Genomic DNA, 24100 nt, shown 5'->3' on the forward strand with positions numbered 1-24100 from the left:
CGAGACAACAATGGATACTGTCACTCTTCTCGCCAACGGACTTCTGGTGGCGCTTGAACCGGCAAACCTTATTTATGCGCTGATTGGCGTCACACTTGGTACGGCTGTTGGCGTACTGCCGGGCATCGGCCCGGCGCTGACTGTGGCATTGCTTCTACCTGTCACTTATAAACTTGATCCTGCCGGATCGCTCATCATGTTTGCCGGTATTTACTACGGTGGTATGTATGGCGGTTCAACCACGTCGATCCTGCTCAACACGCCCGGAGAAAGTGCTTCCATCGTCACGGCGTTGGAGGGCAACAAAATGGCGCGAGCGGGGCGCGGCGGGCCAGCACTTGCAACCGCCGCCATCGGTTCCTTTATTGCAGGACTTATCGCCACTCTGGCACTGGCATTCGTGGCCCCGTGGGTGGTGAAATTTGCCCTCTCCTTCGGTCCATCCGAGTATTTCGCGTTGATGCTGCTCGCGTTCATGACAGTTTCGGCAGCATTTGGCGATTCCACATTGCGCGGCCTCACCTCGCTTTTCATAGGCTTGACGCTTGGCCTGATTGGCATCGATCAGCTGACCGGACAGGCACGTCTGGTCATGGGCACACCGAACCTTCTTGACGGCATCAATGTTACCACGCTTGCAGTGGCACTGTTTGCCATTGGTGAGACTTTGGCCGTGGTTTCCAAGAAATTGAGCCCCGACGATGAAGTCATCGCCGTCAAAGGCTCTGTCTGGATGACCAGGAACGACTGGAAGCGCTCATGGATGCCATGGCTGCGCGGAACGGCAATTGGCTTTCCGATTGGTGCTATGCCTGCAGGCGGCGCAGACGTGTCGAGTTTCCTTTCCTATTCGGCAGAACGTCAATTCTCCAAACATCCCGAGGAGTTCGGTAAAGGCGCGATTGAAGGCGTTGCGGGGCCTGAAGCGGCGAACAATGCATCAGCAGCCGGTACGCTTGTTCCACTGCTGACGCTCGGCCTGCCAACGACAGCGACGGCTGCAATCATGCTTGCTGGCTTTCAGCAATTCGGGCTACAGCCCGGACCATTGCTCTTTGTGACCAATGCGCCACTGGTTTGGGGCTTGGTCGCAAGTCTTCTGGTCGCCAACCTGATGCTGCTGGTTCTGAACCTACCACTTATCGGCCTATGGGTGAAAATGCTCACTATCCCGCGCCACTGGCTCTATGCGGGCATTCTGGTCTTCGCCACACTCGGCACCATCGGCGCTAATGCATCGACATCGATACTGTTCGGCCTTCCGGTATCGTTTGAGCTGGGCCTGCTTCTGGCTTTCGGCTTGCTCGGTTATGTGCTGCGCCGCTTTTCCTATCCAATCGCTCCGGTTGTTGTAGGACTGATCCTCGGACCGATGGCAGAAAAAAGTCTCCGCCAAGCACTGCAGATTAGTCAGGGAAATCCGATGACGCTGGTAAACTCATGGGTATCAGTGACATTGATCGCACTGGCAATCGCTGCGGTGGTCGTGCCCATGATTATGCGTCAACGTGGCAAGGGCGAATTGCTCAAGCAGATGGCAACCGACGAAGACTAAAAAGCAAAAAGCCCCGGGGAAACCGGGGCTTTACCTCAATAAGCAATTATTAGCTTAGTCATGAATTTTACGGAACTGAGCCACATCGATGCCGAGCGTCTCAAGGTCTCTTGCCATCGGCTGATGACCGACACGCAGGGCAGCAGACGCGCGGACGGCACTGCCGAATTGCGCAAAAGCACGACCGAAACGGTTGTTAAAACGGGCAAACATTTTCATCTCCATCACGGACGCTCTACTGGTCCGCCCCCTAAAGATGGTAATGTTCAACCTCCGTTTGAACATCAAACTTTGCATGCCAGCCATGCGCTATCTGCATGTGCTGATATTCCTCCCTATTGATCGGGATCAATGAGACTCCGTCGGACAACTGCCAACCTGTTTCCTATCAAAGGAAGGAGAACAACATGTCCAATACACCACACACTCTCGGTGAGGAGTTTCCAGGAAAGCTAGTGACGATTCATGCGTTGAAGGCAGCAGACCCGCGCTTTGCCCGCATCCTTGAAGAGTACGATTCGGTGAATGACCGTATCCACCGCGCGGAAACCAAGATCGCACCTGTCAGCCAGGAAGAAGAGACAAACCTGCGCAAACAACGGCTCGCGCTCAAGGACACAATCGAACAGGCTCTCGCCCCGCTTTAAGCCGCTTCTTATAAGCGAGGTGTTCAACTCGGCTCGCTGTTGTCCGAAGGAACTTTTTGCTCCAGTTTGCCAACAAGGATCAACATGGCGACGGCAATGACTGTCGCCATGATTCCGATATGCCAAAGCCCTATGCCTCTGGTCTGGTTGATGGCCGCAACCAACGATGCAACACCGCTTGTGATCACCTCAGCCGAGTACGACGGGTAAAGGCAGCTTCGAAGAAAAAGGAGTTGTTCTCTCAAGACGTGAAGGCACCGCCGAAATACTATTTCGCAGCATTATCATTTTTTAGAGCAAGCACTTGAGAGGTTTGCAAATCAATAAATAGCTTTGATGCGTATGACGCAAACATAAGACTTTACATGTTATGCGCTTTGCGCAGATCTTTTTGCGCAATAAAATCAAGGTCTTATCGAGGTTAGATGGTACGGACGGGTGGATTCGAACCACCGACCTCAGGAGCCACAATCCTGCGCTCTAACCAACTGAGCTACGACCGCGTACCTAAATCTCAACGAACTCGCTTGTGGTGTCCGTCGACAGGGGGTCACATACGGAGAATCGATCCACATTGCAAGTGATTACAATGATCTTTTTTGAAGAAATCCACGTTTGTTAGCCAAAGCGGCCCAATCGTTAAAATTAGACGGGTTTTGATTACCATGTTTTATGCATGCCTGTGCACAAAGCTGGATAATGGCTCGACACATAAAATTGCCGCGCCCGCATTAACTAATGGAACAGAAAATGAGGTCCATATCGAATGGGAATATGGACCCGAACCCGCAAGAAGCTTATTAACAGGTCGTTAAAGGGCACTTTGGGTGGTCGGAAGAACAGGTAAAGGACCGGTATGTCAGGATCATACCCCTTCATCGACATTGCCGCGCTGGATCATGTCCGCGAAGGCTTTGCCAAGGGCGATGCGCAGCTCGTACTGACGCGCGACCTTTCAACCGTTCTATGGATCAATGGTCCAGGTGCCAAACTGTTCGGTTATGAACGGATCGAAGACGTCATCGGTGACGAACTCGATCTACCAGTTGCAACCCGTCGTCAAATCATGAGCTCGAGCAACGAAGCCGACATCGCACCGCGCGTAGTTGCTGTGCGTCTTGGTGCTGGCATGCGTTCAGAACTCACTCGCCTTCAAGTTTCCCACCTCACAATGCCCGACGGCATCGAAGCTCTGTTGCTCGCTGTCGAAAAACAGAATGCAGCCCCTGACGTAATTATTTCCGGTCTCGGGGATAACGCGACACATGTAGCGCTGGTCGATGCTGAAGCGAAGGTCGTCGCGTCAAGTCCGCGCTTCGCAGCCCTCGATATTTCCGCGTCAACGCTTGAAGATCTTATTGTTGAAGCAGGCGATGCCAGTGACCGGATCGTAAAGCGCCGCATTCGTGCAGGTAAAAGCTCCGTTCCGGGCGCAATTGCACGGCTTACCGATAATCCAGCCATACATCTTATCTGCATTGTCGGCGAAGCAGCCATAGCGCCTGCAAAGACCGATGATGCGCAAGCGACTACTGAAGTAGTTATGGATGAGGATGAGACTGCAGCAAAGGGAACTGAGCCGAAAAGCTTTGTCTTCGATGGCAACGGCCCGCCTGCCCGCTTTATCTGGAAGACTGATGCGGCTGGAACGTTTACGGAAATTTCACCGGAACTCGGCGTCATCATCGGCCCAAACGCGGCTGATGTGATTGGCAGACGCTTTGCGGAAGTCGCCAATGTTTTTGCCTTCGATACGGATGGCAGCATCGGCTCGCTTCTGGAGAAGCGCGACACCTGGTCCGGCAAAAAGCTGCTCTGGCCTGTGGAGGGCACCAATCTTCGTGTGCCGGTTGAGCTTGCCGCCCTGCCCGTTTATTCGCGTGATCGTGAATTCATCGGCTTCCGTGGGTTTGGCCTTGTTCGCCCTGAAGATGCGGAAGAAGACCCCGAGACACTCGGCCTTGTGCTCGCTGGTGGTATTCCGCAGAAGCGCGAAACGCCCCCCTCAATACAAGATGTGTTGAGCGCCGATGGCGACGACAATGTTCTGGCGCTTTCTGAGGAAGTTGCCAATGACGATCATCCAGATACTCAACACCAGACCACAGCTACAACGACCCTGCCGTTTGAGCTGACGCCGAACCCCGGTCGTCGTGAGTCCGACAAGGTCATTGAGCTTCTGAATGCAGTCGCACGCGAAAAAGTGGAAGCGGATCAGGCAAAGCAGCTCAAGGGCAAAGAGCAGCGCCCCGAAGGCGGGTTGACCGCGACCGAGCGCAATGCATTTCGAGAAATTGCTGACCGTCTGCGCAAGCAGGGACTGGCAAATTCTCGTCAGGACGGCGATGCATCTCTCGAAAAGCCAGTAGAAAAGCCAGCAGAAAAGATTGAACAACCGCAACCAGCAGCAGAGCGTACCGCGCCCGTTGCTGTAGTATCTGAAATTTTGCCTGCAGCGGACGATAGATCAGAAGTTGCAAAGCCAGACCAGAAACACCGTGCCGACGAGACGGCACTGCTCGCTAATCTGCCTATCCCCGTCATCATCCATTCGGGCGACGAGGTTCATTATGTCAATCAGGCACTTCTTGACCTGACAGGTTATGAAACGCTCAAAGACATCCATGATGCAGGTGGCGTCCAGGCATTGTTCAACAGTGACAGCGATGAAGGCGGCAGCCCTCAGGGTATGGTATTGCGCCGTGCAGATGGCAGTGAAGAACCTGTGGATGCGCATCTGAACGCCATTGGCTGGCGCAACGGTCGTGCGCTTATGTTAAGCCTTATGCCAGTTGCTCCAGCTTCTATCGAAGTTGAGGTGCCAGCAAAGACTGAGACCTCAAGCGAAGAACATATCGAAAAGCAGGCGCTTAAAGCACAGGTCGAAGAACTTAAGATTATTCTCGACACGGCGACAGATGGCGTTGTGCTGATTGATCCGGAAGGTCGCATTCGCTCGATGAATCATTCGGCCGCTGCTCTTTTCAGCTATGACCGGAGCGACACCGAAGGCAAATTCTTCTCGATGCTGTTTGCAATCGAGAGCCAGCGTGCAGCGATGGATTATCTGCACGGGCTGTCCGAAAACGGTGTCCTCAGCGTCTTGAACGACGGTAGAGAAGTAATCGGTCGCGAAGCTCAGGGCGGGTTCATCCCACTCTTCATGACCATGGGCAAACTTCCGCACACGAGCGGTTTCTGTGCTGTGCTGCGCGACATCACGCAATGGAAACGTACAGAAGAAGAGCTGACGAATGCGCGCAAGGAAGCTGAGCGCGCATCCAACCAGAAAACTGACTTTCTGGCCCGTATCAGCCACGAAATTCGCACGCCGCTTAACGCGATTATCGGGTTTTCCGAGTTGATGGCCGACGAGAAGTTCGGCACGATCGGCAATGATCGCTACCGCGATTATCTGCGCGACATCAACCGTTCAGGCAATCATGTGCTGGCACTGGTCAATGACTTGCTCGATATCTCCAAGATCGAAGCCGGCGCACTCGATATGCAATTTGAGGCGGTTTCGCTCAATGATGCGATTGGTGAAGCCATTGCTCTGATGCAGCCGCAGGCAAACCGTGAACGCGTCATTATCCGCTCGAGTTTCCAGTCGAACTTGCCTGATATCGTTGCCGATGCACGTTCGATCAAGCAGGTAGCGCTCAATCTGTTGTCTAATGCGGTTCGCTTCACTGCAACCGGCGGACAAGTGATCGTCTCGACCAATTATGAACTGAACGGCGATGTCGTCATGCGCGTTCGCGATACGGGCGTAGGCATGACAAAGGCTGAAGTCGAGCAGGCGCTGAAACCCTTCCGTCAGGTCAACGCCATGCAACGCAGACAAACCGAAAGCGCAAAAGACTGGCGTAATGAAGGTACGGGCTTAGGCCTGCCACTTACAAAAGCGATGGTTGAAGCGAACCGTGCGCAGTTTGCGATAGATTCGACACCCGGACGTGGCACAGTGGTGGAAATCATCTTTCCGCCGACCCGTGTTCTCGCGGATTAACAATTTTAAGCCCTCCGTATGGAGGGCTTTTTTACTTCTGCACAATTTAAGCCCTTAGAGCGATCTTTTGTGAACACAGCGCTCTGATCAAAAAAAAACGCCGGTAAAAACCAGCGTTGGAGAATATCAGAGACAAAGAGACACAAAAGCAATCGCGAATGAGGCCTGATGGCAGCTCGATCATTACTCAGTGTTGCACTTTTTATGACGCATAGCCGGTTAATCGCCTGTTAAAATCAAGGTTCGGAATTTATACATTGGAAACTCCTGTAAAATCAGGGTTAATTTCCTGGAAGCAATTGTTTAACCATATGTCAGAATCAGCATGGACGGCTTTGCTTTGCCACAGTGCTGGTTTAGATTACGTATTGTTTCTCACTGATAGGATGGTTGATGCGCTGGCCCAGATTTACGCGCCTTATTGTTGCGATCATCATTCTTAGCGCGGCGGCCGTGGCAACGCTGCTGGCCCTTATACCTTTTATCGTCTCTACAGATTCAATCCGTATTCGAGTGGCGCAGGAAATCAGTGCGTGGACCGGCTATAGTGTTGAATTGCGTGAAGCACCGCGTCTTCGCGTGTTCCCGGTTTTGCGTGCCTCGCTTGAAGGCGTGACACTCAGCAAGCTTTCCGAGCAAGGCGCCAAGCCATTCATGAGCGCCAACCGGATAGAGGTCGAACTATCGCCCCTTGATGCACTGATGGGGCGTTTGTCATTCTCAGAAACACAGATTGTGAGACCGCATTTCAACATCGGTGGTCCAGTCGATAACTTCTCCGGTCTTCTCGATGCGATTGCAAATTCCAACGGACGTCTTGGCACGGCGATCCGTGCTCAGCGTGCATTGCAGCAGAGTGGCGAGAACGACAAAACGCTTGCTGCACAGCAAGCTTCACAGCCTTTCGGCCGCGTTGTAATCCGAGATGGGACGGTCTCGTTCAATCGTCCAGATTCCGATGAGGAACCGAAGGAAGATCAACAGATTACCAAATTGAACGCTACTCTGGAATGGCCCCGCACGTCGAGCGCGGCGACACTCCGTGGCAGCGCGTTATGGCGCGGGGAGAACACCCAGTTCAACGTGACTGCATCGCAGGCTTTGCCACTCCTTGCCGGCGGTACGTCTGATGTTACGGCGAGTTTCACTTCCACCCCGGTCAACATTACTTTTGAAGGCAAGGCCAACATCTCCAACGATCGCTTCTTTGAAGGCGCGTTGAGTGCCAAAACCCCTTCCCTAAGCAATGCAGTTCGCTGGCTAGGACTACCTCCTGTCGCGGGTAGCACGGAAGTTGGTGTCTTCTCTCTCGATTCAACGATCACCTCAACACCTCGTCGATTGAAGTTCGATAATGTGGAAATGACCACAGATGAGAGCCCGGCCAAAGGCGTGATCGAAATCGGATTTGAGCAAGATACCCCCGCTGTAACCGGCACGCTTGCATTTGATAAGCTTGATCTGCGCCGGCTGTTTTCCATCTTCGTGCCGTTGCCAGACAACCGGCCTCGCCCGCCGAATGAGCGCGATCAGAGCGGGCAGGACAATATCGATACCAGCTTTATCGATCGCGCTGAACTTGACCTGCGCCTATCAGCACAAACGGCCACTGCTGGTCCCGTATCCATGACCGGCGTAGCGGCGGCTGTGCAGATCAGGGGCGGCCGCGCGATGTTCGATATTGGCGACGCCAAGGCTTTTAACGGCATACTTCAGGCTAATCTGCAGATCGTTCGCGATCTTAAAACTGCCACTGGAGAACTCCGTTTCAACGTGTCTGATATCGATAGTTCGCAGCTCTTCGCAGCGCTGGGCTTCGACAAGCCATTCGTCAATGGCAAAGGCAATGTCTCACTATTCATGAAAGGCCCGGCAAACCGCTGGTCTGCTCTGTTGACCGGTGCGCAGGGCAATGTTTCCGTGCAGCTCAACAATGGCCAGATGCAAGGCTTCTCGGTACATGATTTTCTAACGAAGGCTCAGAGTCAGGGCTTCTTCGCACTTGAACGGCAGGAAAATGTTTCGCTCGCCTTCAATCGCCTTGACCTCAAAGCCAACCTTTCTGACGGCGTAGCAACACTCGAAAATGCCCGCCTTGGAACGACCGACGGCACACTTAATCTTGCTGGTATTGTTCCGTTTGTTGATCGCAGTCTGGCACTTAGCGGCGAAGTGATCTTCCCTGAAAGCCAACCGCAGCAACAGCAAGAAAACACCGACGGCCAGCAGGTCGGCGCAGCGCCCACCAAGCCACCGTTGCATTTCTTTGTCGGCGGCTCATGGGATAGGCCATTTATCTCCCCATCATCGACAGGAAGTGCAACGGGGCAGTAAAACCGCCCCATTACGCTTAAGAGTTATCCCAGCCTGAATGCAGCTTGCTCATCGCGGCGGCGCTGCACTTCGCGACGCTTGTTAACAACCGAAGCGATGATAACACCCGTTGTCACCAGAGCGATCAGGATCGTACAGACCGCATTGATTTCAGGCGTAACCCCAAGGCGAACCTGGCTGTAGATTTTCATCGGCAGCGTGGTTGCACCCGGTCCAGACGTGAAGCTTGCAATCACCAGATCATCGAGCGAGAGCGTGAAGGCCAGCATCCAGCCAGAAACCACTGCAGGCAGGATCACCGGCAAGGTGATCTTCATGAAGGTCGTGACCGGCGGCGCACCGAGATCCATTGCCGCCTCTTCCAGCGAGCGATCAAAGCTCACCAGTCGAGACTGCACAACAACCGCCACAAAACACATTGAGAAGGTGATGTGCGCAAGTGTTACCGTCCAGAAACCACGGTCAAAATTCATCGCAACGAACAGAAGAAGCAGTGACAGACCCGTGATGACATCCGGCATAACCAGCGGTGCATAGACCATACCTGAAAACAGAATGCGACCACGAAACCGCGTGTAACGGGTCAATGCAAGCGCTGCCAGCGTGCCAAGTACGGTAGCGACCGTTGCCGACAGAAGACCAACGCGGATTGTCACCCACGCCGCATCCATCAGCGCCTGATTGCGGAACAGTTCGACATACCATTTCGTTGAAAAGCCCGCCCAAACAGTGACCAGACGAGATTCATTAAACGAGTAAATCACCAGCAGAACAATCGGCAGATAAAGGAAGGCAAAGCCAAGTGCGACTGAGGCAATATTGAAACGGGACCAATTCGTGTTCATGGCCTATTTCCCCTTTTCCTGCTGACGCGCCTGTACTTGCTGGAAGATCACAATCGGTATGATCAGCAACAGAAGGAGCACGACCGCAACGGCTGATGAAACCGGCCAATCACGGTTGGAGAAGAACTCACTCCAGATTGTCTTACCGATCATCAACGTCTGTGAACCGCCTAGCAGATCCGGGATAACAAACTCACCCACAGCGGGAATGAAGACAAGGAAGCAGCCGGCAAGAACGCCCGCAAGCGATAGAGGGAAAGTAATTTTCCAGAACGCGCCAATAGCGGTGCAACCAAGATCCTGTGCCGCTTCGATCAGCGAGTAGTCCATCTTCTCGAGAGACGAATAGATTGGCAGAACCATGAACGGCAAATAGGAATAAACGATACCGATATACACCGCTGTGTCCGTATTGAGGATGGTGAGCGGTGTATCGATGATGTTCAACCACATTAAAAACTGGTTGAGCAAGCCTTCTGGTTTCAGAATGCCAATCCATGCGTAAACGCGGATCAGGAACGATGTCCAGAAGGGCAGGATCACCAGCATCAGAAGTGTGGGTCTGATTGATGTTGGTGCACGCGCTATACCGTAGGCCATCGGATAAGCTACAAACAGCGTCAGTACGGTTGAAATCGCTGCGATACGGACACTCGACAGATACGCTTTGTAGTAAAGCGGATCATCCAGTAGCCAGAAATAATTGTCGAAGGAGAACTGTTTCACCTTCTCCCAAGCAAGCGCGAAACCTTGTGTGATATCAACAGTTGGCTGATAGGGCGGGATCGCCATCGTGACTTCAGACAGAGAAATCTTGAAGACGATGAAAAACGGAACCAAAAAGAACAGCAGCAGCCAAAAATATGGAACTGCAATAACGAGGCGACTGGTTATGGAGGCGATCAGCTTTTGCATGCGCGTCCCCTCCTTAAGCCGTTAGCACCAGACCGGCGTCGGTATCGAATGAGACCCAGACACGATCATCATAGCCAAGTGGGTTATCGGTCTTGCGCACGGCATTGAGGCTTGCGGCCTTGATGGTGCGTCCGTTTTCAAGGCGCACGTGGAATACGGTCATATCGCCGAAATATGCGATATCCCACAACTCGCCTTCAACCGCATTTACCGATGCATCTTCCGGCTTGTCGCGGGTAATACGGGTCTTTTCAGGCCGTACTGCATACCAGACCTTCTGGCCCGGATTAAGCTGCTCACGGGTTTCGGTGTGAATATGGAAGCCGAATTTTTCAGTGGCGATTTCCGCCTCGCCATTCGCAGCTTTTACCACCTCACCTTCAATGATGTTCACATTGCCGATGAAGTCGGCCACAAACTTTGAACGCGGTGCTTCGTAAACTTCCGCAGGCGTTGCAACCTGCATGATGCGCCCCTTGTCCATCACCGCGATACGGTCGGACATGGTCATCGCTTCTTCCTGATCGTGGGTAACGACCATGAAGGTCATGCCGAGCTTGACCTGCAAATCCATCAGTTCGAACTGAGTTTCCTCACGCAGCTTCTTATCGAGTGCGCCAAGCGGCTCATCAAGCAGCAGGACTTTGGGACGTTTGGCAACGGAGCGCGCAAGCGCCACGCGCTGGCGCTGACCGCCGGAAAGTTGATGCGGCTTACGCTTGCCATATTGCTCAAGCTTCACAAGCTTAAGCATTTCAGCGACGCGTGCATCGATTTCCGATTTCGCCATTCCGTCCTGCTTGAGACCGAACGCGATGTTGTTTTCAACAGTCATATGCGGGAACAGGGCATAGGACTGGAACATCATGTTTACCGGGCGTTTATAGGGAGGAATACCACGCATGTCCTGCCCGTCGAGCGTAATGCGTCCGGACGTCGGCTCTTCAAAGCCTGCCAGCATACGCATCAGCGTGGTCTTGCCACAGCCCGAAGCACCAAGCAGCGCAAAGAATTCACGATTGAAGACATTGAGTGACAGATTATCGACGGCGGTAAAATCGCCAAATACCTTCGTCACATTCTCAAAAGAAATATAAGGCTTCGCTGCCGGATCATTCCACGGTGCGAATTTGCGGCGAAAGCTGCCAAAAGATTCCATTCCGTTCCCCTATCGACTTATCAGGAACCCGATCCACAGACCGCAGCCTGCCATTGATGTAGATTGGTAAGACATAGAGCGGCTCTCCTGCGTTAACAGTGAGCCGCTCCCAAATTCCAACGATTATCTCGCATCGGCTGATATAGCCGTCTTACGATTTAACTATTACTGGCCTGTGACAATCTTGGTCCAGGCACGTGTAACAACACGCTGTACCTTGGTGTCATAAGGCGTCGGCACAAACAGCTTCTTCAGCACTTCGTCGCTCGGATAAATTGCCGGGTCATCAAGAATTTCCTTGTCGATGAATTCCTGCGAGGCCTTGTTACCATTCGCATAGAATACGAAATTCGACGCCTTGGCTGCTACTTCCGGACGCATGATATAGTTCATGAATTCGAGCGCTTCAGGGACATTCTTTGCGTCTGCCGGGATCGCCATCTGGTCAAACCACATCAGCGCGCCTTCCTTCGGGATCGAATAACCGATCTCTACGCCCTGCTTGGCCTTTTCGGCACGGTCGCGGGCCTGGAAGATATCACCCGAATAACCGACCGCCATGCAGATATCGCCGTTCGCCAGCGCATTGATATATTCCGACGAATGGAACTTGCGGATATTTGGACGGATTTTCAGATAGAGTTCCTGTGCCTTTTCCAGATCGTCGGGTGATGGCGAATTCGGGTCCAGACCCAGATAATTCAAAGCCGGACGCAGCATTTCGCTGGCTGAGTCGAGCAGGTAAATACCGCAGCCTTTAAGTTTTGCCGACTTTTCCGGATCGAAGAGCACATCCCACGAGTCAATCGTATCGGTGCCGAGTGCTTCCTTGATCTTGGCCTTGTTGTAGCCAATACCGGTCGTGCCCCACATGTAGTTGATGGAGTATTCGTTGCCCGGATCGTAGGTCGCAGCGCGGGTCGAAATTTCGTCCCACATATTCTTGAGGTTCGGGAGCTTGTCCTTGTCGAGTTTCAGAAACACGCCTGCCGGGATCTGACGGCCAAGAAATTCACCTGACGGCACGACGAGATCGTAGCCGCTACCACCTGCGAGAAGCTTGGTTTCGAGAATTTCGTTGGAATCATAAACGTCGTAAACGACCTTGATACCCGTTTCCTTGGTGAAATCCTTAAGGATCGAGTCGTCGATATAATCCGACCAGTTATAGATATTGACCACCCGCTCCTGCGCACTTGCGGGAAATACGGCGGCGGCTACAAGGCCAGAGACCATAGTTGTCGCCAGAAGAAAGGATTTCATCCTCATCGCGTGCTCCATTCTGCACCGTCATTCCCGGCACAGCTCAAGGGTGGGTAAACTGTTTCAGTTACTACCTTTTTAGATTGTGCAGCATTCGTCAACCGGCTGATGACAAGACGAACATAAAAAGTTGTGGCGCACACGCTCCGGGCCGAAATATCGCGGCTCTACTGGAAGTCGAAAGCTGAAAGTCCCGCTACCATTTCATCAAGTCCTAATGGGCGAGTAAGCGGAGGCTCCGCACGCGTGATACAGCCCTGCCGCTCACAAAGCCGACAGGCCGGACCAATTTCCGTGCTAGGAGCATTATTCGTACCATAAATCGTCTCTGCACCTCCATCGAGCGAGCAACCAAGAAGAATAGCCGTTCGTCGGGGACGCTCGTTGAAAGCGCCCTGCGGACCTTCAAGCGTTCGCGCTATCGTTAGGAAAGCGGAACCATCCGGCAGCTCTGCCGGTTCAACCAGCACCTGCCCTGCCTGCGCGAAAGCTGAATAGACCGGCAATTTTGGGCATTGCCCACCAAATCGGACGGGAAACCCTTCGGCACCAGCCATGCGCAAGCGATTGCCCGCATGGTCGATTTCCATCAAGAAAAACGGCAAAGCAGAATTACCCTGTCGCTGAAGCGTTGTGAGCCGACTTGCCGCCTGCTGAAACGACACGCCAAAGCGCGAGCGCAAAACATCAACATCATAGCGCGCACGCACGGCTGTATCGCGAAACTGGCGATAGGGCATCATTAAGGCCTGCGCCGCATAGCGTGCCAGTTCGAACCGGGCGATGCGCTTTGCTTCACTGGACGAGAGTTTCAGCCCTTCCGTTTCAGCGCCGATCATCACCTGCATACGGATGAGTGCCGCTTCCATGGCAATTTCCAGCAACTGATCAAAAGGCGATAATCGCTCCGATATAAACAGTCGCTGCGAATGCCGGTCATAACGCCTGCGCCAGTTTGGCATGGTGGCGACCGGCAACGTGCGCACGGTGATGCCATGCTCACGCCGTAACCATTCTTTCAACGCACCCGACAAATCACCTTCGGGCTTAAGCAATGCGTAAAAGCTCTCCGCCTCTTCCTCGATACGTGGATAATGATTGGCGCGCCGCGCCATCACATCGCGCACTTCATCGAGCGGCAGGCGCGTCGCAGAAAGCTCCGCCCCACTTCCCTCATGCGACAGCAATTGCGACAGATCGGAGAGGCGTTGCTGCTGTTCGCGATAGGCACGGTAAAGCTTCATGATACCGACGGCAGCATTGGGCGCGGCCTCGCCTATTTCGACCAGCTCCTGATCGCCTGGCAATTCGCCGGTCAGCAGCGGATCGGAAAAGACTTCCTTCAGACCCGTGATCGTGGAGCCGCTTTCAGCTTGAAGACTGTCGAGATCTAGCTTGTAAACACTGGCGAGCTTCAGCAGAAGCTGCACCGTCAGTGGTCGTTGATTGCGCTCAATCAGGTTCAGGTAAGACGGCGAAATGCCAAGCGCCTCGGCCATGGCCGTCTGGGTCAAGCCTCGCTCGTTGCGGATGCGCCTGATGCGTGGCCCGGCGAATATCTTGCGCTCGCTCATCATGGTCCTCCCAACCCGACAGACGACTATTTACAACTCATGACAAAATAGCGTCAAAATTTCACTTTGACAATATTTACAATTTTACAGCGCCGTCCAGTCAAAACTCCGACACCATTACCTCAATTATAAGCCCATTTTATTGGTTTTTCTGGTGCTCTGCGAAAGCCAATTGTAAATCTGGTCACAGAAAGAGCGCAGGCAGATTGCTCTTCCAGAACCTGATTAGAGTGTGAGGAGACACCGAAATGACAGATTTTTACAGCCTTATCCCTTCGGCACCAAAAGGCCGCTTCGACGGCATCCAGCGGGCACATACGGCCGAAGATGTAAAAAGGCTGCGCGGTTCGGTGGAGATCAAGTACTCGCTGGCCGAGATGGGTGCAACGCGCCTCTGGAAGCTGATCCACGAGGAAGACTTCGTCAATGCGCTCGGCGCGCTCTCCGGCAATCAGGCCATGCAGATGGTTCGCGCCGGATTGAAGGCGATCTATCTTTCCGGCTGGCAGGTTGCAGCAGATGCCAATACGGCGTCGAGCATGTATCCGGACCAGTCACTCTATCCGGCGAATGCCGCCCCGGAACTGGCAAAGCGCATCAACAAGACGTTGCAGCGCGCCGACCAGATCGAAACTGCCGAAGGCAAGGGACTTTCGGTCGACACCTGGTTTGCTCCCATTGTTGCCGACGCTGAGGCAGGCTTCGGCGGGCCGCTGAACGCTTTCGAGATCATGAAGGCATTCATTGAGGCAGGTGCAGCCGGTGTTCACTATGAAGACCAGCTCGCTTCGGAAAAGAAGTGCGGCCATCTTGGCGGCAAGGTTCTGATCCCGACAGCAGCGCATATCCGCAATCTTAACGCGGCACGTTTGGCTGCGGACGTGATGGGAACGGCAACGCTGGTTATCGCCCGCACAGATGCGGAAGCCGCCAAACTTCTGACCTCGGACATCGACGAGCGCGATCAGCCTTTCGTCGATTACGATGCAGGCCGCACGGCTGAAGGCTTCTATCAGGTGAAGAACGGCATCGAGCCATGCATTGCCCGCGCAATTGCCTATGCGCCCTATTGCGATCTGATCTGGATGGAAACATCCAAGCCCGATCTCGAACAGGCTCGCCGCTTCGCGGAAGCCGTGCACAAGGCGCATCCGGGCAAGAAGCTCGCCTATAACTGCTCGCCGTCGTTCAACTGGAAGAAGAACCTCGACGACGCCACGATTGCCAAGTTCCAGCGCGAGCTGGGCGCGATGGGCTACAAGTTCCAGTTCATCACGCTGGCTGGTTTCCACCAGCTCAACTTCGGCATGTTCGAACTGGCACGCGGTTACAAGGACCGGCAGATGGCAGCCTATTCCGAACTGCAACAGGCGGAATTCGCAGCCGAAGCCAACGGCTACACCGCGACCAAGCATCAACGTGAAGTCGGCACCGGCTATTTCGATGCCGTGTCGCTCGCAATCACCGGCGGCCAGTCTTCGACCACCGCCATGAAGGAATCGACTGAAACAGCACAGTTCAGACCGGCTGCCGAGTAGCAGTCAGTTATCAAATAGGAGGAATAGTTCCATGAATTCGCCAGCACGCGTCAAGGAAAGAGCAGAAGAACAATCTTCAAGCATGACCACGGATCAGCAGACCGTTATCCGTATGCTCGCCAACGATCTGCATCGCCTCAACTACACCGTCATGAAGGCGGTCGAGGCAGGCGTTTCCGTGGAACTGGTCCGCTCGGCTCGTCATCATGGCGGCGACGGCAACTGGGGTGATCTTCTGATCCCGGTTATCGTCACCCACGAAAAAGGATGACATTCTCGACAATCGCCGTCATCGCCATGTTCCTTCATTTTGTGTGCCTTCGGCAACACGAGAACGGCGACGGCAACTGGGGTGATCTTCTGATCCCGGTTATCGTCACCCACGAAAAAGGATGACATTCTCGACAATCGCCGTCGTCACCGTGTTATTCGCCTCGGCGAAGCTGTGGTGACGGGGTATGACGAGCGAAATGTCTCACTCCGGTCGTTTCATTCAAAGAGCATATATTAGAACTTGATATACCAGTTCATTCATGTTGGATTGACCTGACTGACCTCCCCGGCTGGCTCTGCCAGTCGGGTTCTTTTTTACATGAGCAGGTAGTTTTTCGGCTGCGGCAGGTCTGGCAAATTCGTTTCCCCCATAGCTTCCCGCAAATTGATCTCAATCGTATCCGCGATCGCGCCAATCGGCAAATCGTTGGGCAGCGTGCCGAATGGCTCTTCCAGCTCATCCCCCAGAGCATCCAGGCCAAAGAAGGTGTAAGCAACCAGAGTGGTTGCAAAAGGCGTACCCCAGCCGAGCATATCGGCAAAGCCAAAGGGAATGAAAAAGCAGAACAGATAGGCTGTGCGGTGCAAAAGCAAAGTATAGCCGAAAGGGACCGGCGTAAAACGCAGACGCTCAGAGGCGGCCTGCACTTCCGCCAACCCATTCACTGATGCATTGAACGTCTGAAAATCGATGGCACCGATGCGCGCGGTACCGCGCAGTTCTGCTAGCATCTCGCCGATCTTGCGCAGGATGAGATCAGGCCCGTTACGGCTTGCTTCAAAAGCCTTTTGTTCGTCAGCAGTCAGCCACTTAAGCGCCTTTGTTTGCCCATCACCCGGGCGAAGATGCGGCACCATAGATTGCGTAAATGCTATAACATAGCGAAGCAGTTTCTCGCGTGTGCCATCCACTCCGGGCAGTTGATTGAGAACCAAAGTCTCACGAGCAAAACCGCGCGTGACATAGACCAGCTTGCCAAAAACTTTGCGCGCTTCCCACCAACGGTCGTAGCAGGCATTGTTGCGAAAACCGAGGAAGATCGAAAGCGCAATACCGAGCAACGCGAATGCCGTGCCATTATTGAATGCTGGCACCCAACCCGGAAAAGCGCGATGCGCCCAAACGACGATGAACGATAGCGCGAAGACCGCAAATATCTGCGGCAATATTCGCGTGACGATGGAGCCTTTGAGGATGAAGAACAGTTTCCACAAGGGCGGGCGCGGGCGAACGATCATTGCATTTTGTCCAGAAGACGATTGGGAGCACAGCCTATACTCCCAATTTTCCGCCGTCCGCCAGTATTACTTTAACACCAGTACTACTTTAACAAATGTTCCAATGCGTCCCACGTCTCATTTTTTGTCGGCACACCCATACCACCTTTCTGGCGCTCGGCATTCCGGTTAAGCCTTGCAAAGACGACTTGCTTGCCATCTTTTTCCGCCCAGCCAACATACCAGCCAAATTGACGGCTACGGTCGATTTTGCCCTGTGCGTCGCGCTCAACACTGGAGCCAGTCTTGCCATGCACCGTCCAACCATTATCGAGCTTCTCGATTGGCAATATGCTCATCGTTTTTTCTGCAGCCTGAGCCGAGACCGGTAATTGCCTGGCAAGCAATTTGCGTAGGAAAGCGACTTGTTCTTCCGGTGAAATTTCAAGTGACGAACTGATCCATGACTGCGTCAGGCCATTATTCTTGCCCTTATCACCGGACAAATCTCGATTGCCGTAATCAAAGCTGTCTGTGAATTTCTGGAAGTCCTTCATTCCAAGCTTTTTCGTCAGCTCACGCGAAAACCAGACAACGGATTTCTCTTCCCACCGGGTCGCATCTGTATCGTGGCGCCAGAACTCAAGCTCAGCCTTATATTCTTTCTTGTAGGGCCAGACCGGATCATGTCCGTCTTTTAAAATTCCGCTCTCAAACCCCATGACGGCCAAAGGAACTTTGAAAGTCGATGCAGGACTGATGCGGGTTGCGCAACCTGCACCTTCTTTTGTTAACACTTTACCGCTGTCAGCTTCCACCACCAGCATGCAAGCCATCGTCTTTTCATAGGCGTGCGCCTGCACGCCCAAAAGTGGCAGAATAGCAAGCGATGCCGCCGCCAGACGGGTAGCATCGGCTCTTGTTTTCAGCATCAGAACACTCCTCATAATGTCTGATCGCAACCTATTTTAGCAATCATGGCAAAACGATAGCAGAACCACCTTGATCCCCCGAATATACTTGTATTTTTGAGCAAAGCTTCATTTGTCAACAGGGCCTAGCCCCGCTATCATGACGCCATACGAAATCATTTTTTGGTGTTGGATGTCTGCTGATACGACGGAAAAGAAGGTAACGCGTGCGCCGCGTCGCCGTACGCCTGCTTATGTCAAATCGCTTCGCGGCGTGAAGAACTGGAAGCAAGCCACAGAATGGCTGGCATGGCGCGACATTGAAGACATCGAATGCATCACCCCCGACCAGGCTGGCGTTGCCCGCGGCAAGATGATGCCATCGAAGAAGTTCACGTCGAACACCTCGCTGGCGCTTCCATCAGCCGTGTTCATGACCACGATTTCAGGGGATTACCCGGAAGATGGCCATGGCTTCCAGTATCCGGAAGACGACGGCGATCTGAAACTGATGCCCGATCTTTCGACCCTCTGCACTGTACCATGGGAATCTGATGCGACGGCACAGGTCATTTGCGACCTAGTTTATCAGGATGGTCGTGCGGTGGAGTTTACTCCGCGCAATGTGCTGCGCTCAGTTGTGGCTGCTTACAACAAGCGCGGCCTCAAGCCAGTGGTCGCGCCGGAAATCGAGTTCTATCTGGTACGTAAAAATCCAGACCCGGATTATCCGCTGACCCCTCCGGTCGGCCGGTCCGGCCGCGCCATTGGCGGCGGTCAGGGCTATTCGATCGCGGGCGTCAACGAGTTCGATGAACTGATCGACGACATCTATCATTTCTCTGAAGGTCAGGGCCTTGAGATTGATACGCTGATCCACGAAGAAGGCGCTGGCCAGCTTGAAATCAACTTGCGCCACGGCGATCCGGTCGAGCTAGCTGATCAGGTCTTCATGTTCAAGCGCACGATCCGTGAGGCAGCGCTTAAGCACGACATGTATGCAACTTTCATGGCCAAGCCTATTCAGGGCCAGCCGGGTTCGGCCATGCATATCCACCAGTCAATTGTCGATAAGAAAACTGGTCGCAACATCTTCTCCAACGAAGATGGCAGTGAAAGCGAAGCCTTCCGCCACTTCATCGGCGGTATGCAGCGGCATGTGCCTAACGCGCTTGTGATGTTCGCCCCTTATGTAAATTCCTATCGCCGCCTGACGCCAGACGCTTCCGCTCCGGTCAACGTCAAATGGGGGTATGACAACCGCACAACGGCATTCCGTGTGCCGCGCTCAGAGCCTGGCGGCAGACGCGTTGAAAACCGGATTCCATCGTCAGATGCCAATCCATATCTGGCACTTGCTGCCTCGCTTGCCTGCGGCCTGATCGGCATGGTCAACAAGATCGAAGCGGATCAGCCCGCATCGACCAGCGTCAACACCAAGGAGATCGACCTTCCGCGTGGTTTGATTGAAGCAGTGCAACTGTTTGAAAACGATCAGGAATTGCGCAACCTGTTCGGCAGCTCGTTCGTAACCACTTACGCAGCGATCAAGCGTGCCGAATTTGAAACCTTCATGGAAGTCATCAGCCCGTGGGAGCGTGAGTTCCTGCTGCTCAACGTCTGACCGGTTCCACATGTCCTATCAAAGCCCAATCTCGCCCGGCTTCTCCTGGTACGAAGCGAGCGTTTCAGAACGTCCGCAATATCCCGAATTGGATGGTGCACGACAGGCGGATGTCGTCGTCATTGGAGGCGGTTACACAGGGCTTTCAGCGGCTTATCATCTGGCAAAGCAGGGAGCTGACGTTGTCCTGATTGAAGCTGCTCGCTTCGGCGATGGCGCTTCGGGGCGCAATGGCGGGCAGTTTGGTACGGGCCAGCGAACTTGGGCAGAAGATCTCGAAAAGCAATATGGCTTTGAACGCGCGAAAGCTCTCTTCAACATAGCGGAAGAAGCTAAGGCACATCTCCTCGGCTTTGCGCGCGAACATAATATCGACATGGAATATGTGCCTGGCCAGATCTCTGCCGTGCACAAGCCACGTTATCTCAAGCACTATCAGGAACATGCGGAATTGATGGCGACGCGCTTCAACTATCCGCATGTTCATTACGTCGAGCGGGAGGAAATGGCCACACTGCTTGGTTCAAGCCGCTATCACGGTGGCCTTTATGATGCCGGCACAGGTCACATTCATCCGCTGAAATTGCTGATTGGGCTGGCCAGAGTTGCCGCTGAGGCCGGTGCACATATTTTTGAGAACACCAGGGCCACAAAGATCAGCACGGTAAGCGGTCGCATCGAAGTGGAAACACCGCGAGGCACGATTTCAGCAAAGAATGCGTTTCTTGCCGTAAATGCTCACGGCGGCGATCTGGAGCCGGTGAGTGCTGCACATGTGATGCCGATCAGGTCATTCATTGGCGCAACAGCGCCTCTGGGTGATGACAGTCCAGTCATTCCCGGCGGAGAGTCGGTTGATGACTCGCGTTTCGTTGTGCGTTACTTCCGTAAATCCAAGGATGGTCGCCTGCTGTTTGGTGGTCGCGAGGCCTATACGGCCGACAATCCTCGCGACATAAGCGAACATATCCGCCGACAGATCGCGGAAATCTACCCAGCGCTGGACAAGGTCGAAATCACGCAAGCCTGGGGCGGATCGGTTGGCATAACCATGCCACGCCAGCCCTTTGTACGCGAGGTGATGCCCGGCGTCATTTCGGCAGGCGGCTACTCGGGCCATGGTGTGATGCTGGCCAACTATATGGGCAGGCTTTACGCAGAGGTCATCAGCGGTAAGCGTGAAAGTCTGAGACTCTTTGAAGAGTTGCGCATTCCTGCGTTTCCGGGCGGCCGCACGTTCCGGGCGCCCCTCCTCTTCGTCGCGCTGTCGTGGTATGCGCTGATGGATCGCATTTAGAGCGCGTTTCGATCTGATTTTGGATCAGATCGGCGCTCTAACTTGTTCTGTTTTAAGCATAGTCTTATCTATCCTCGTTTCACACCGGTCGGATTATGCTCTAATAAAGCAGGCGGAACATCAGAAGATGTACCGCCTGCTGCTTTTCATGCTCTGATACTCTAAACTACACTTACTCGAGCACACTGATTTCATGAATTACGCAACGTGCTTTCCAAAAATCGAAATCGATTTTTGGGCCGATGCTGTTGCCAGTCGCTGATAGGTTTCTTCCACGACATCCCGCATAGGGAGCACGCCACTCATACACATCAGAGCGTGCATATGTTCCCGCGCGCCTTCATAACCCATGATTGGCGCGAAAGGCTTCATGGTAACCAGCGGTTCATCAGCATAAAGCTGCTGATATTCAGTGAAGTTCGTGAAGCTCATATAGCTCTCACCGCGCATCAGATAGGTTTCAACCGCCATTCCCTCTGCAAAGACGACTTCGTGGCTGTCGAGCACGATGTTGTAATAGTCGATGGCATCATCTTCTGAAATGCGCGCAATTGAATGCCCGTTCACCAGATCTTTTACACGGATGAGAACGCCGTCGATAAACAGCGCATGGTTTGGCGAAAGATAAAGATCGCGCCGAGGAAGCTTGCCACCCAGTGCGTGACGCTCGATGCGGATTGGCATGATGCTTTCATTCCAATCCGTGCCGGAGCTTACGAGGCATTGCCACCCAACCCATTTAATCGGCAGCGTTTCACCGCGAACCGTTTTCACCAGATCGCCTATAGCCAGTTTTTCGACCGGTACAGGTCCTTTTGGTGTATCGATGAGCGTGCCTTTGAGGAGACAATTGCTGCCGGAACCGCCGCCATGCTCCCACCATTTCGTACCCAAAGCACGTGCTGGTAGCGATGACAGGGACGAAGCCAACGCACCAAGTGCTGCAGCTTTCGCGGCCATTCCTGCGGCAGCCCCTAGAAAATGCCGTCGCGCACGATTGCGAGGCGAGTGCGAGTTATTATCTGCTGACATGTATCCCTCCGCTCTTCGAGTGCCTGGCATCGGGCTCAAATCGGCTTGGATTTAGCAAAGCACGATGCACCAAATCAAAAATTTGAAGCTTCAATCCGTGTTGCGCAGATAGTCTGCTTCAGTTGCTTCGCCCCAAGACTACGAATCTGATCATACCCGATGATCCATCTGAAAATATTCCAGCAATCCGGGCGAAAGCCTCCACGAATAGACGTAAGATCTACTTCGAAAGTTGGATATTTCGGCACGAATTGGAGCGATTTGAAGGCTCACAAATTGATCGGGGTTAAGTAAGGAGCAGATTTATCTGCTCCATAATTTCTCACATCGCTGGAATGAGGAGGACTCAAGGGAAAGTCCAATCGGTAATGTCGGCCAAGAAAGAACTGATCTTAAACGGGTGATAGGGTCCGGTTTTCATCATCGGCGACATTTTTGAGGAAACGAATGTCGCTCCTACAACTGTCAAAGTCGCCACCCCGCTTGGTACGTGTCTGTCAAACCTTCAGCTTTGATCCATTTGCCTGCATCCAGCAGGCAAGTGAATCAAGCGTGCCGCGCAATGTTTTGCCGAGCGGCGTCACTTCATATTCCACTCTTGGCGGCATTTCCGGGTAAACGGCACGCGTGATCAAACCGCGCGTTTCAAACAACCGCAACTGCCGCGTCAGTTCTTTCTGTGTAATCGGCGCGACAGCACGCTGCAATTCACCAAAACGGATGGGACCATCCGTGACAATCAGCCGATACAGGATCGGTATCGCCCATTTTCCAGCAATCAGATTGACGAAATCAACCATGGGGCACCGACTGTCGGTGGACACCTCACTCGATATGTCACCCATGAACGTGATCTCCAGATTGGAAAATTATTCCTTTAGTACCAAATTGGTGCCTACTATACATTGGATACTAATAGACACAATGTCCTTTCTCTCGGAAGCGAAAATGCTTCGGCTGCAGAAAGGTGAATTATGGGTCGTCTTGAAGGAAAATATGCGCTTATCACAGGCGGTACGAGCGGTATCGGGCTTGAAACAGCCAGACAATTTGCCCTTGAAGGCGCGACCGTAGCCATTACAGGCCGTAAGGCGGAAGGTCTGGAAGACGCGGCTCGCGAGCTGCCTGACAGTGTTCTCAAAATCCAAAGTGATTCAGGAGATGTTGCAGCACAGGAGCAGCTTGCAAAGACGCTTGCAGAACAATGGCCACGCCTTGATGCCCTTTACATAAATGCGGGCGACGTCACCCATAGCCCGCTGCAGGACTTTTCCGAAGAAGCCTATGACCGACTGATGGCGATCAATCTGAAAGGGCCATTCTTTCTCATCAAAGCTTTGCTACCACTTCTTGCCAACCCCTCATCCGTCATCCTATGCGGATCGGCCAGCGCACATATCGGCTTACCGCAAAGCAGTGTCTATGCTGCCAGCAAGGCGGGGATTCTTTCGCTCGCACGGACACTTTCCGGCGAGCTTGTCGATCGCGGCATTCGTGTAAATGGTCTGAGTCCCGGCCCAACGGAAACGCCGGCTTTTGGCAAGTTGGGACTTGCTGCCGATGAAGAAGAAGCCTTGCGTGCGGATATACGCAAGCTCGTGCCAATTGGACGGATGGGCAAGCCCGTTGAGCTTGCCAAAGCTGCGGTGTTTCTCGCCTCCGATGAATCGACATTCGTTGTCGGCTCGGAAATTCAGGTTGACGGCGGCGTCAGCAACCTTTGAACGATTGAACGTCGGGGCGCATTCAAGTCATTGACAATGCGTCCCGGCAGGAATAGCAAAGCACCATGATTAAAGCGCTCATCAACACCCGGTCTTATTACGCCCCGCTCATATAGCGGCGGGTTTGCTTTGTCATAGTTCAACCGCTGCATTGCCAGCGGTTTAGTTTGAAGACAGTG

At 53.4% G+C, this 24100-nt stretch carries 20 protein-coding genes and 1 tRNA gene; 10 read left to right on the top strand and 11 right to left on the bottom strand.

Annotation, left to right across the window (positions count from 1 at the left end; all coding sequences use genetic code 11):
* Positions 1–10 precede the first annotated feature (10 nt).
* Positions 11–1555, top strand: coding sequence for a tripartite tricarboxylate transporter permease (locus ACSME1_RS18320; RefSeq protein WP_435655152.1), 1545 nt, complete (start codon positions 11–13; stop codon positions 1553–1555).
* 54 nt (positions 1556–1609) lie between these two features.
* Here ACSME1_RS18320 and ACSME1_RS18325 read toward each other — a convergent pair whose 3' ends face one another.
* On the bottom strand, positions 1610–1768 hold the full coding sequence (locus tag ACSME1_RS18325) for a hypothetical protein (RefSeq protein WP_162531416.1): 159 nt from the start codon (positions 1766–1768) through the stop codon (positions 1610–1612).
* Between the two features lie 194 nt (positions 1769–1962).
* On the opposite strand from ACSME1_RS18325, the gene ACSME1_RS18330 reads away from it, so the two are divergent.
* Positions 1963–2202, top strand: a complete 240-nt coding sequence (locus tag ACSME1_RS18330) for a YdcH family protein (protein WP_100556899.1) — start codon at positions 1963–1965, stop codon at positions 2200–2202.
* A 426-nt stretch (positions 2203–2628) separates the two neighbouring features.
* Here the strand turns inward: ACSME1_RS18330 and ACSME1_RS18335 are convergent.
* Positions 2629–2705 (bottom strand) — tRNA-His (locus tag ACSME1_RS18335).
* 353 nt (positions 2706–3058) lie between these two features.
* Here ACSME1_RS18335 and pdhS point away from each other — a divergent pair.
* Together pdhS and ACSME1_RS18345 are read left to right on the top strand one after the other, a co-directional pair.
* Complete coding sequence (gene pdhS / locus ACSME1_RS18340; RefSeq protein ID WP_435655153.1) at positions 3059–6214, top strand: cell-division control histidine kinase PdhS; 3156 nt, start codon at positions 3059–3061, stop codon at positions 6212–6214.
* A 393-nt stretch (positions 6215–6607) separates the two neighbouring features.
* Positions 6608–8548 carry an AsmA family protein gene (locus tag ACSME1_RS18345; protein WP_435655154.1) on the top strand — a complete coding sequence of 647 codons (1941 nt, stop codon included), beginning with the start codon at positions 6608–6610 and terminating at the stop codon, positions 8546–8548.
* A 23-nt stretch (positions 8549–8571) separates the two neighbouring features.
* Here ACSME1_RS18345 and ACSME1_RS18350 read toward each other — a convergent pair whose 3' ends face one another.
* From ACSME1_RS18350 to ACSME1_RS18370, 5 genes are all read right to left on the bottom strand, one after another.
* A complete protein-coding gene (locus tag ACSME1_RS18350; protein WP_024896400.1) occupies positions 8572–9393 on the bottom strand; it encodes an ABC transporter permease in 822 nt (273 codons plus the stop codon).
* Between the two features lie 3 nt (positions 9394–9396).
* Positions 9397–10308 (bottom strand): ABC transporter permease subunit, encoded by a 912-nt coding sequence (locus tag ACSME1_RS18355; protein ID WP_024896401.1) that lies wholly within the window; start codon positions 10306–10308, stop codon positions 9397–9399.
* Between the two features lie 13 nt (positions 10309–10321).
* Positions 10322–11467, bottom strand: coding sequence for an ABC transporter ATP-binding protein (locus ACSME1_RS18360; protein WP_024896402.1), 1146 nt, complete (start codon positions 11465–11467; stop codon positions 10322–10324).
* Between the two features lie 165 nt (positions 11468–11632).
* Positions 11633–12736, bottom strand: coding sequence for a polyamine ABC transporter substrate-binding protein (locus ACSME1_RS18365; protein ID WP_024896403.1), 1104 nt, complete (start codon positions 12734–12736; stop codon positions 11633–11635).
* A gap of 161 nt (positions 12737–12897) precedes the next feature.
* Complete coding sequence (locus tag ACSME1_RS18370; RefSeq protein WP_435655462.1) at positions 12898–14304, bottom strand: helix-turn-helix domain-containing protein; 1407 nt, start codon at positions 14302–14304, stop codon at positions 12898–12900.
* A gap of 248 nt (positions 14305–14552) precedes the next feature.
* On the opposite strand from ACSME1_RS18370, the gene aceA reads away from it, so the two are divergent.
* Genes aceA through ACSME1_RS18385 form a run of 3 tightly spaced genes read left to right on the top strand, consistent with a single transcriptional unit; the run spans position 14553 to position 16238 of the window.
* Positions 14553–15842, top strand: coding sequence for an isocitrate lyase (gene aceA / locus ACSME1_RS18375; RefSeq protein WP_435655155.1), 1290 nt, complete (start codon positions 14553–14555; stop codon positions 15840–15842).
* Between the two features lie 31 nt (positions 15843–15873).
* Positions 15874–16113: an SMc00767 family acetate metabolism repressor gene (locus ACSME1_RS18380; protein ID WP_024896406.1), complete on the top strand. Its 240-nt coding sequence runs from the start codon at positions 15874–15876 to the stop codon at positions 16111–16113.
* On the top strand, positions 16110–16238 hold the full coding sequence (locus tag ACSME1_RS18385) for a hypothetical protein (RefSeq protein ID WP_435655156.1): 129 nt from the start codon (positions 16110–16112) through the stop codon (positions 16236–16238). Before ACSME1_RS18380 ends, ACSME1_RS18385 begins: the two co-directional genes overlap by 4 nt.
* A 192-nt stretch (positions 16239–16430) precedes the next feature.
* On the opposite strand, the gene ACSME1_RS18390 is transcribed toward ACSME1_RS18385, so the two are convergent.
* Positions 16431–17354 carry a bestrophin family protein gene (locus tag ACSME1_RS18390; protein ID WP_435655157.1) on the bottom strand — a complete coding sequence of 308 codons (924 nt, stop codon included), beginning with the start codon at positions 17352–17354 and terminating at the stop codon, positions 16431–16433.
* 83 nt (positions 17355–17437) lie between these two features.
* The gene (blaOXA, locus tag ACSME1_RS18395; protein ID WP_424577647.1) at positions 17438–18265 is read right to left on the bottom strand and encodes a class D beta-lactamase; all 828 of its coding nucleotides are present in this window, start codon (positions 18263–18265) and stop codon (positions 17438–17440) included.
* A gap of 172 nt (positions 18266–18437) precedes the next feature.
* Between blaOXA and ACSME1_RS18400 the strand changes: the two genes are divergently transcribed.
* Together ACSME1_RS18400 and ACSME1_RS18405 are read left to right on the top strand one after the other, a co-directional pair.
* Positions 18438–19868, top strand: coding sequence for a glutamine synthetase family protein (locus ACSME1_RS18400; RefSeq protein WP_024896409.1), 1431 nt, complete (start codon positions 18438–18440; stop codon positions 19866–19868).
* Positions 19869–19878: 10 nt separating this feature from the next.
* Positions 19879–21165: an NAD(P)/FAD-dependent oxidoreductase gene (locus ACSME1_RS18405; protein WP_424577646.1), complete on the top strand. Its 1287-nt coding sequence runs from the start codon at positions 19879–19881 to the stop codon at positions 21163–21165.
* A 198-nt stretch (positions 21166–21363) separates the two neighbouring features.
* Here ACSME1_RS18405 and ACSME1_RS18410 read toward each other — a convergent pair whose 3' ends face one another.
* On the bottom strand, positions 21364–22197 hold the full coding sequence (locus ACSME1_RS18410) for a Hint domain-containing protein (protein WP_424577645.1): 834 nt from the start codon (positions 22195–22197) through the stop codon (positions 21364–21366).
* A gap of 497 nt (positions 22198–22694) precedes the next feature.
* Positions 22695–23042, bottom strand: coding sequence for a winged helix-turn-helix transcriptional regulator (locus ACSME1_RS18415; RefSeq protein WP_435655158.1), 348 nt, complete (start codon positions 23040–23042; stop codon positions 22695–22697).
* Between the two features lie 129 nt (positions 23043–23171).
* Between ACSME1_RS18415 and ACSME1_RS18420 the strand changes: the two genes are divergently transcribed.
* Positions 23172–23921 carry an SDR family oxidoreductase gene (locus tag ACSME1_RS18420; protein WP_435655159.1) on the top strand — a complete coding sequence of 250 codons (750 nt, stop codon included), beginning with the start codon at positions 23172–23174 and terminating at the stop codon, positions 23919–23921.
* Positions 23922–24100 lie beyond the last annotated feature (179 nt).

The organism is Brucella pituitosa (assembly GCF_965577835.1).
In the GTDB taxonomy this organism is placed as follows: Bacteria; Pseudomonadota; Alphaproteobacteria; order Rhizobiales; family Rhizobiaceae; genus Brucella; species Brucella pituitosa.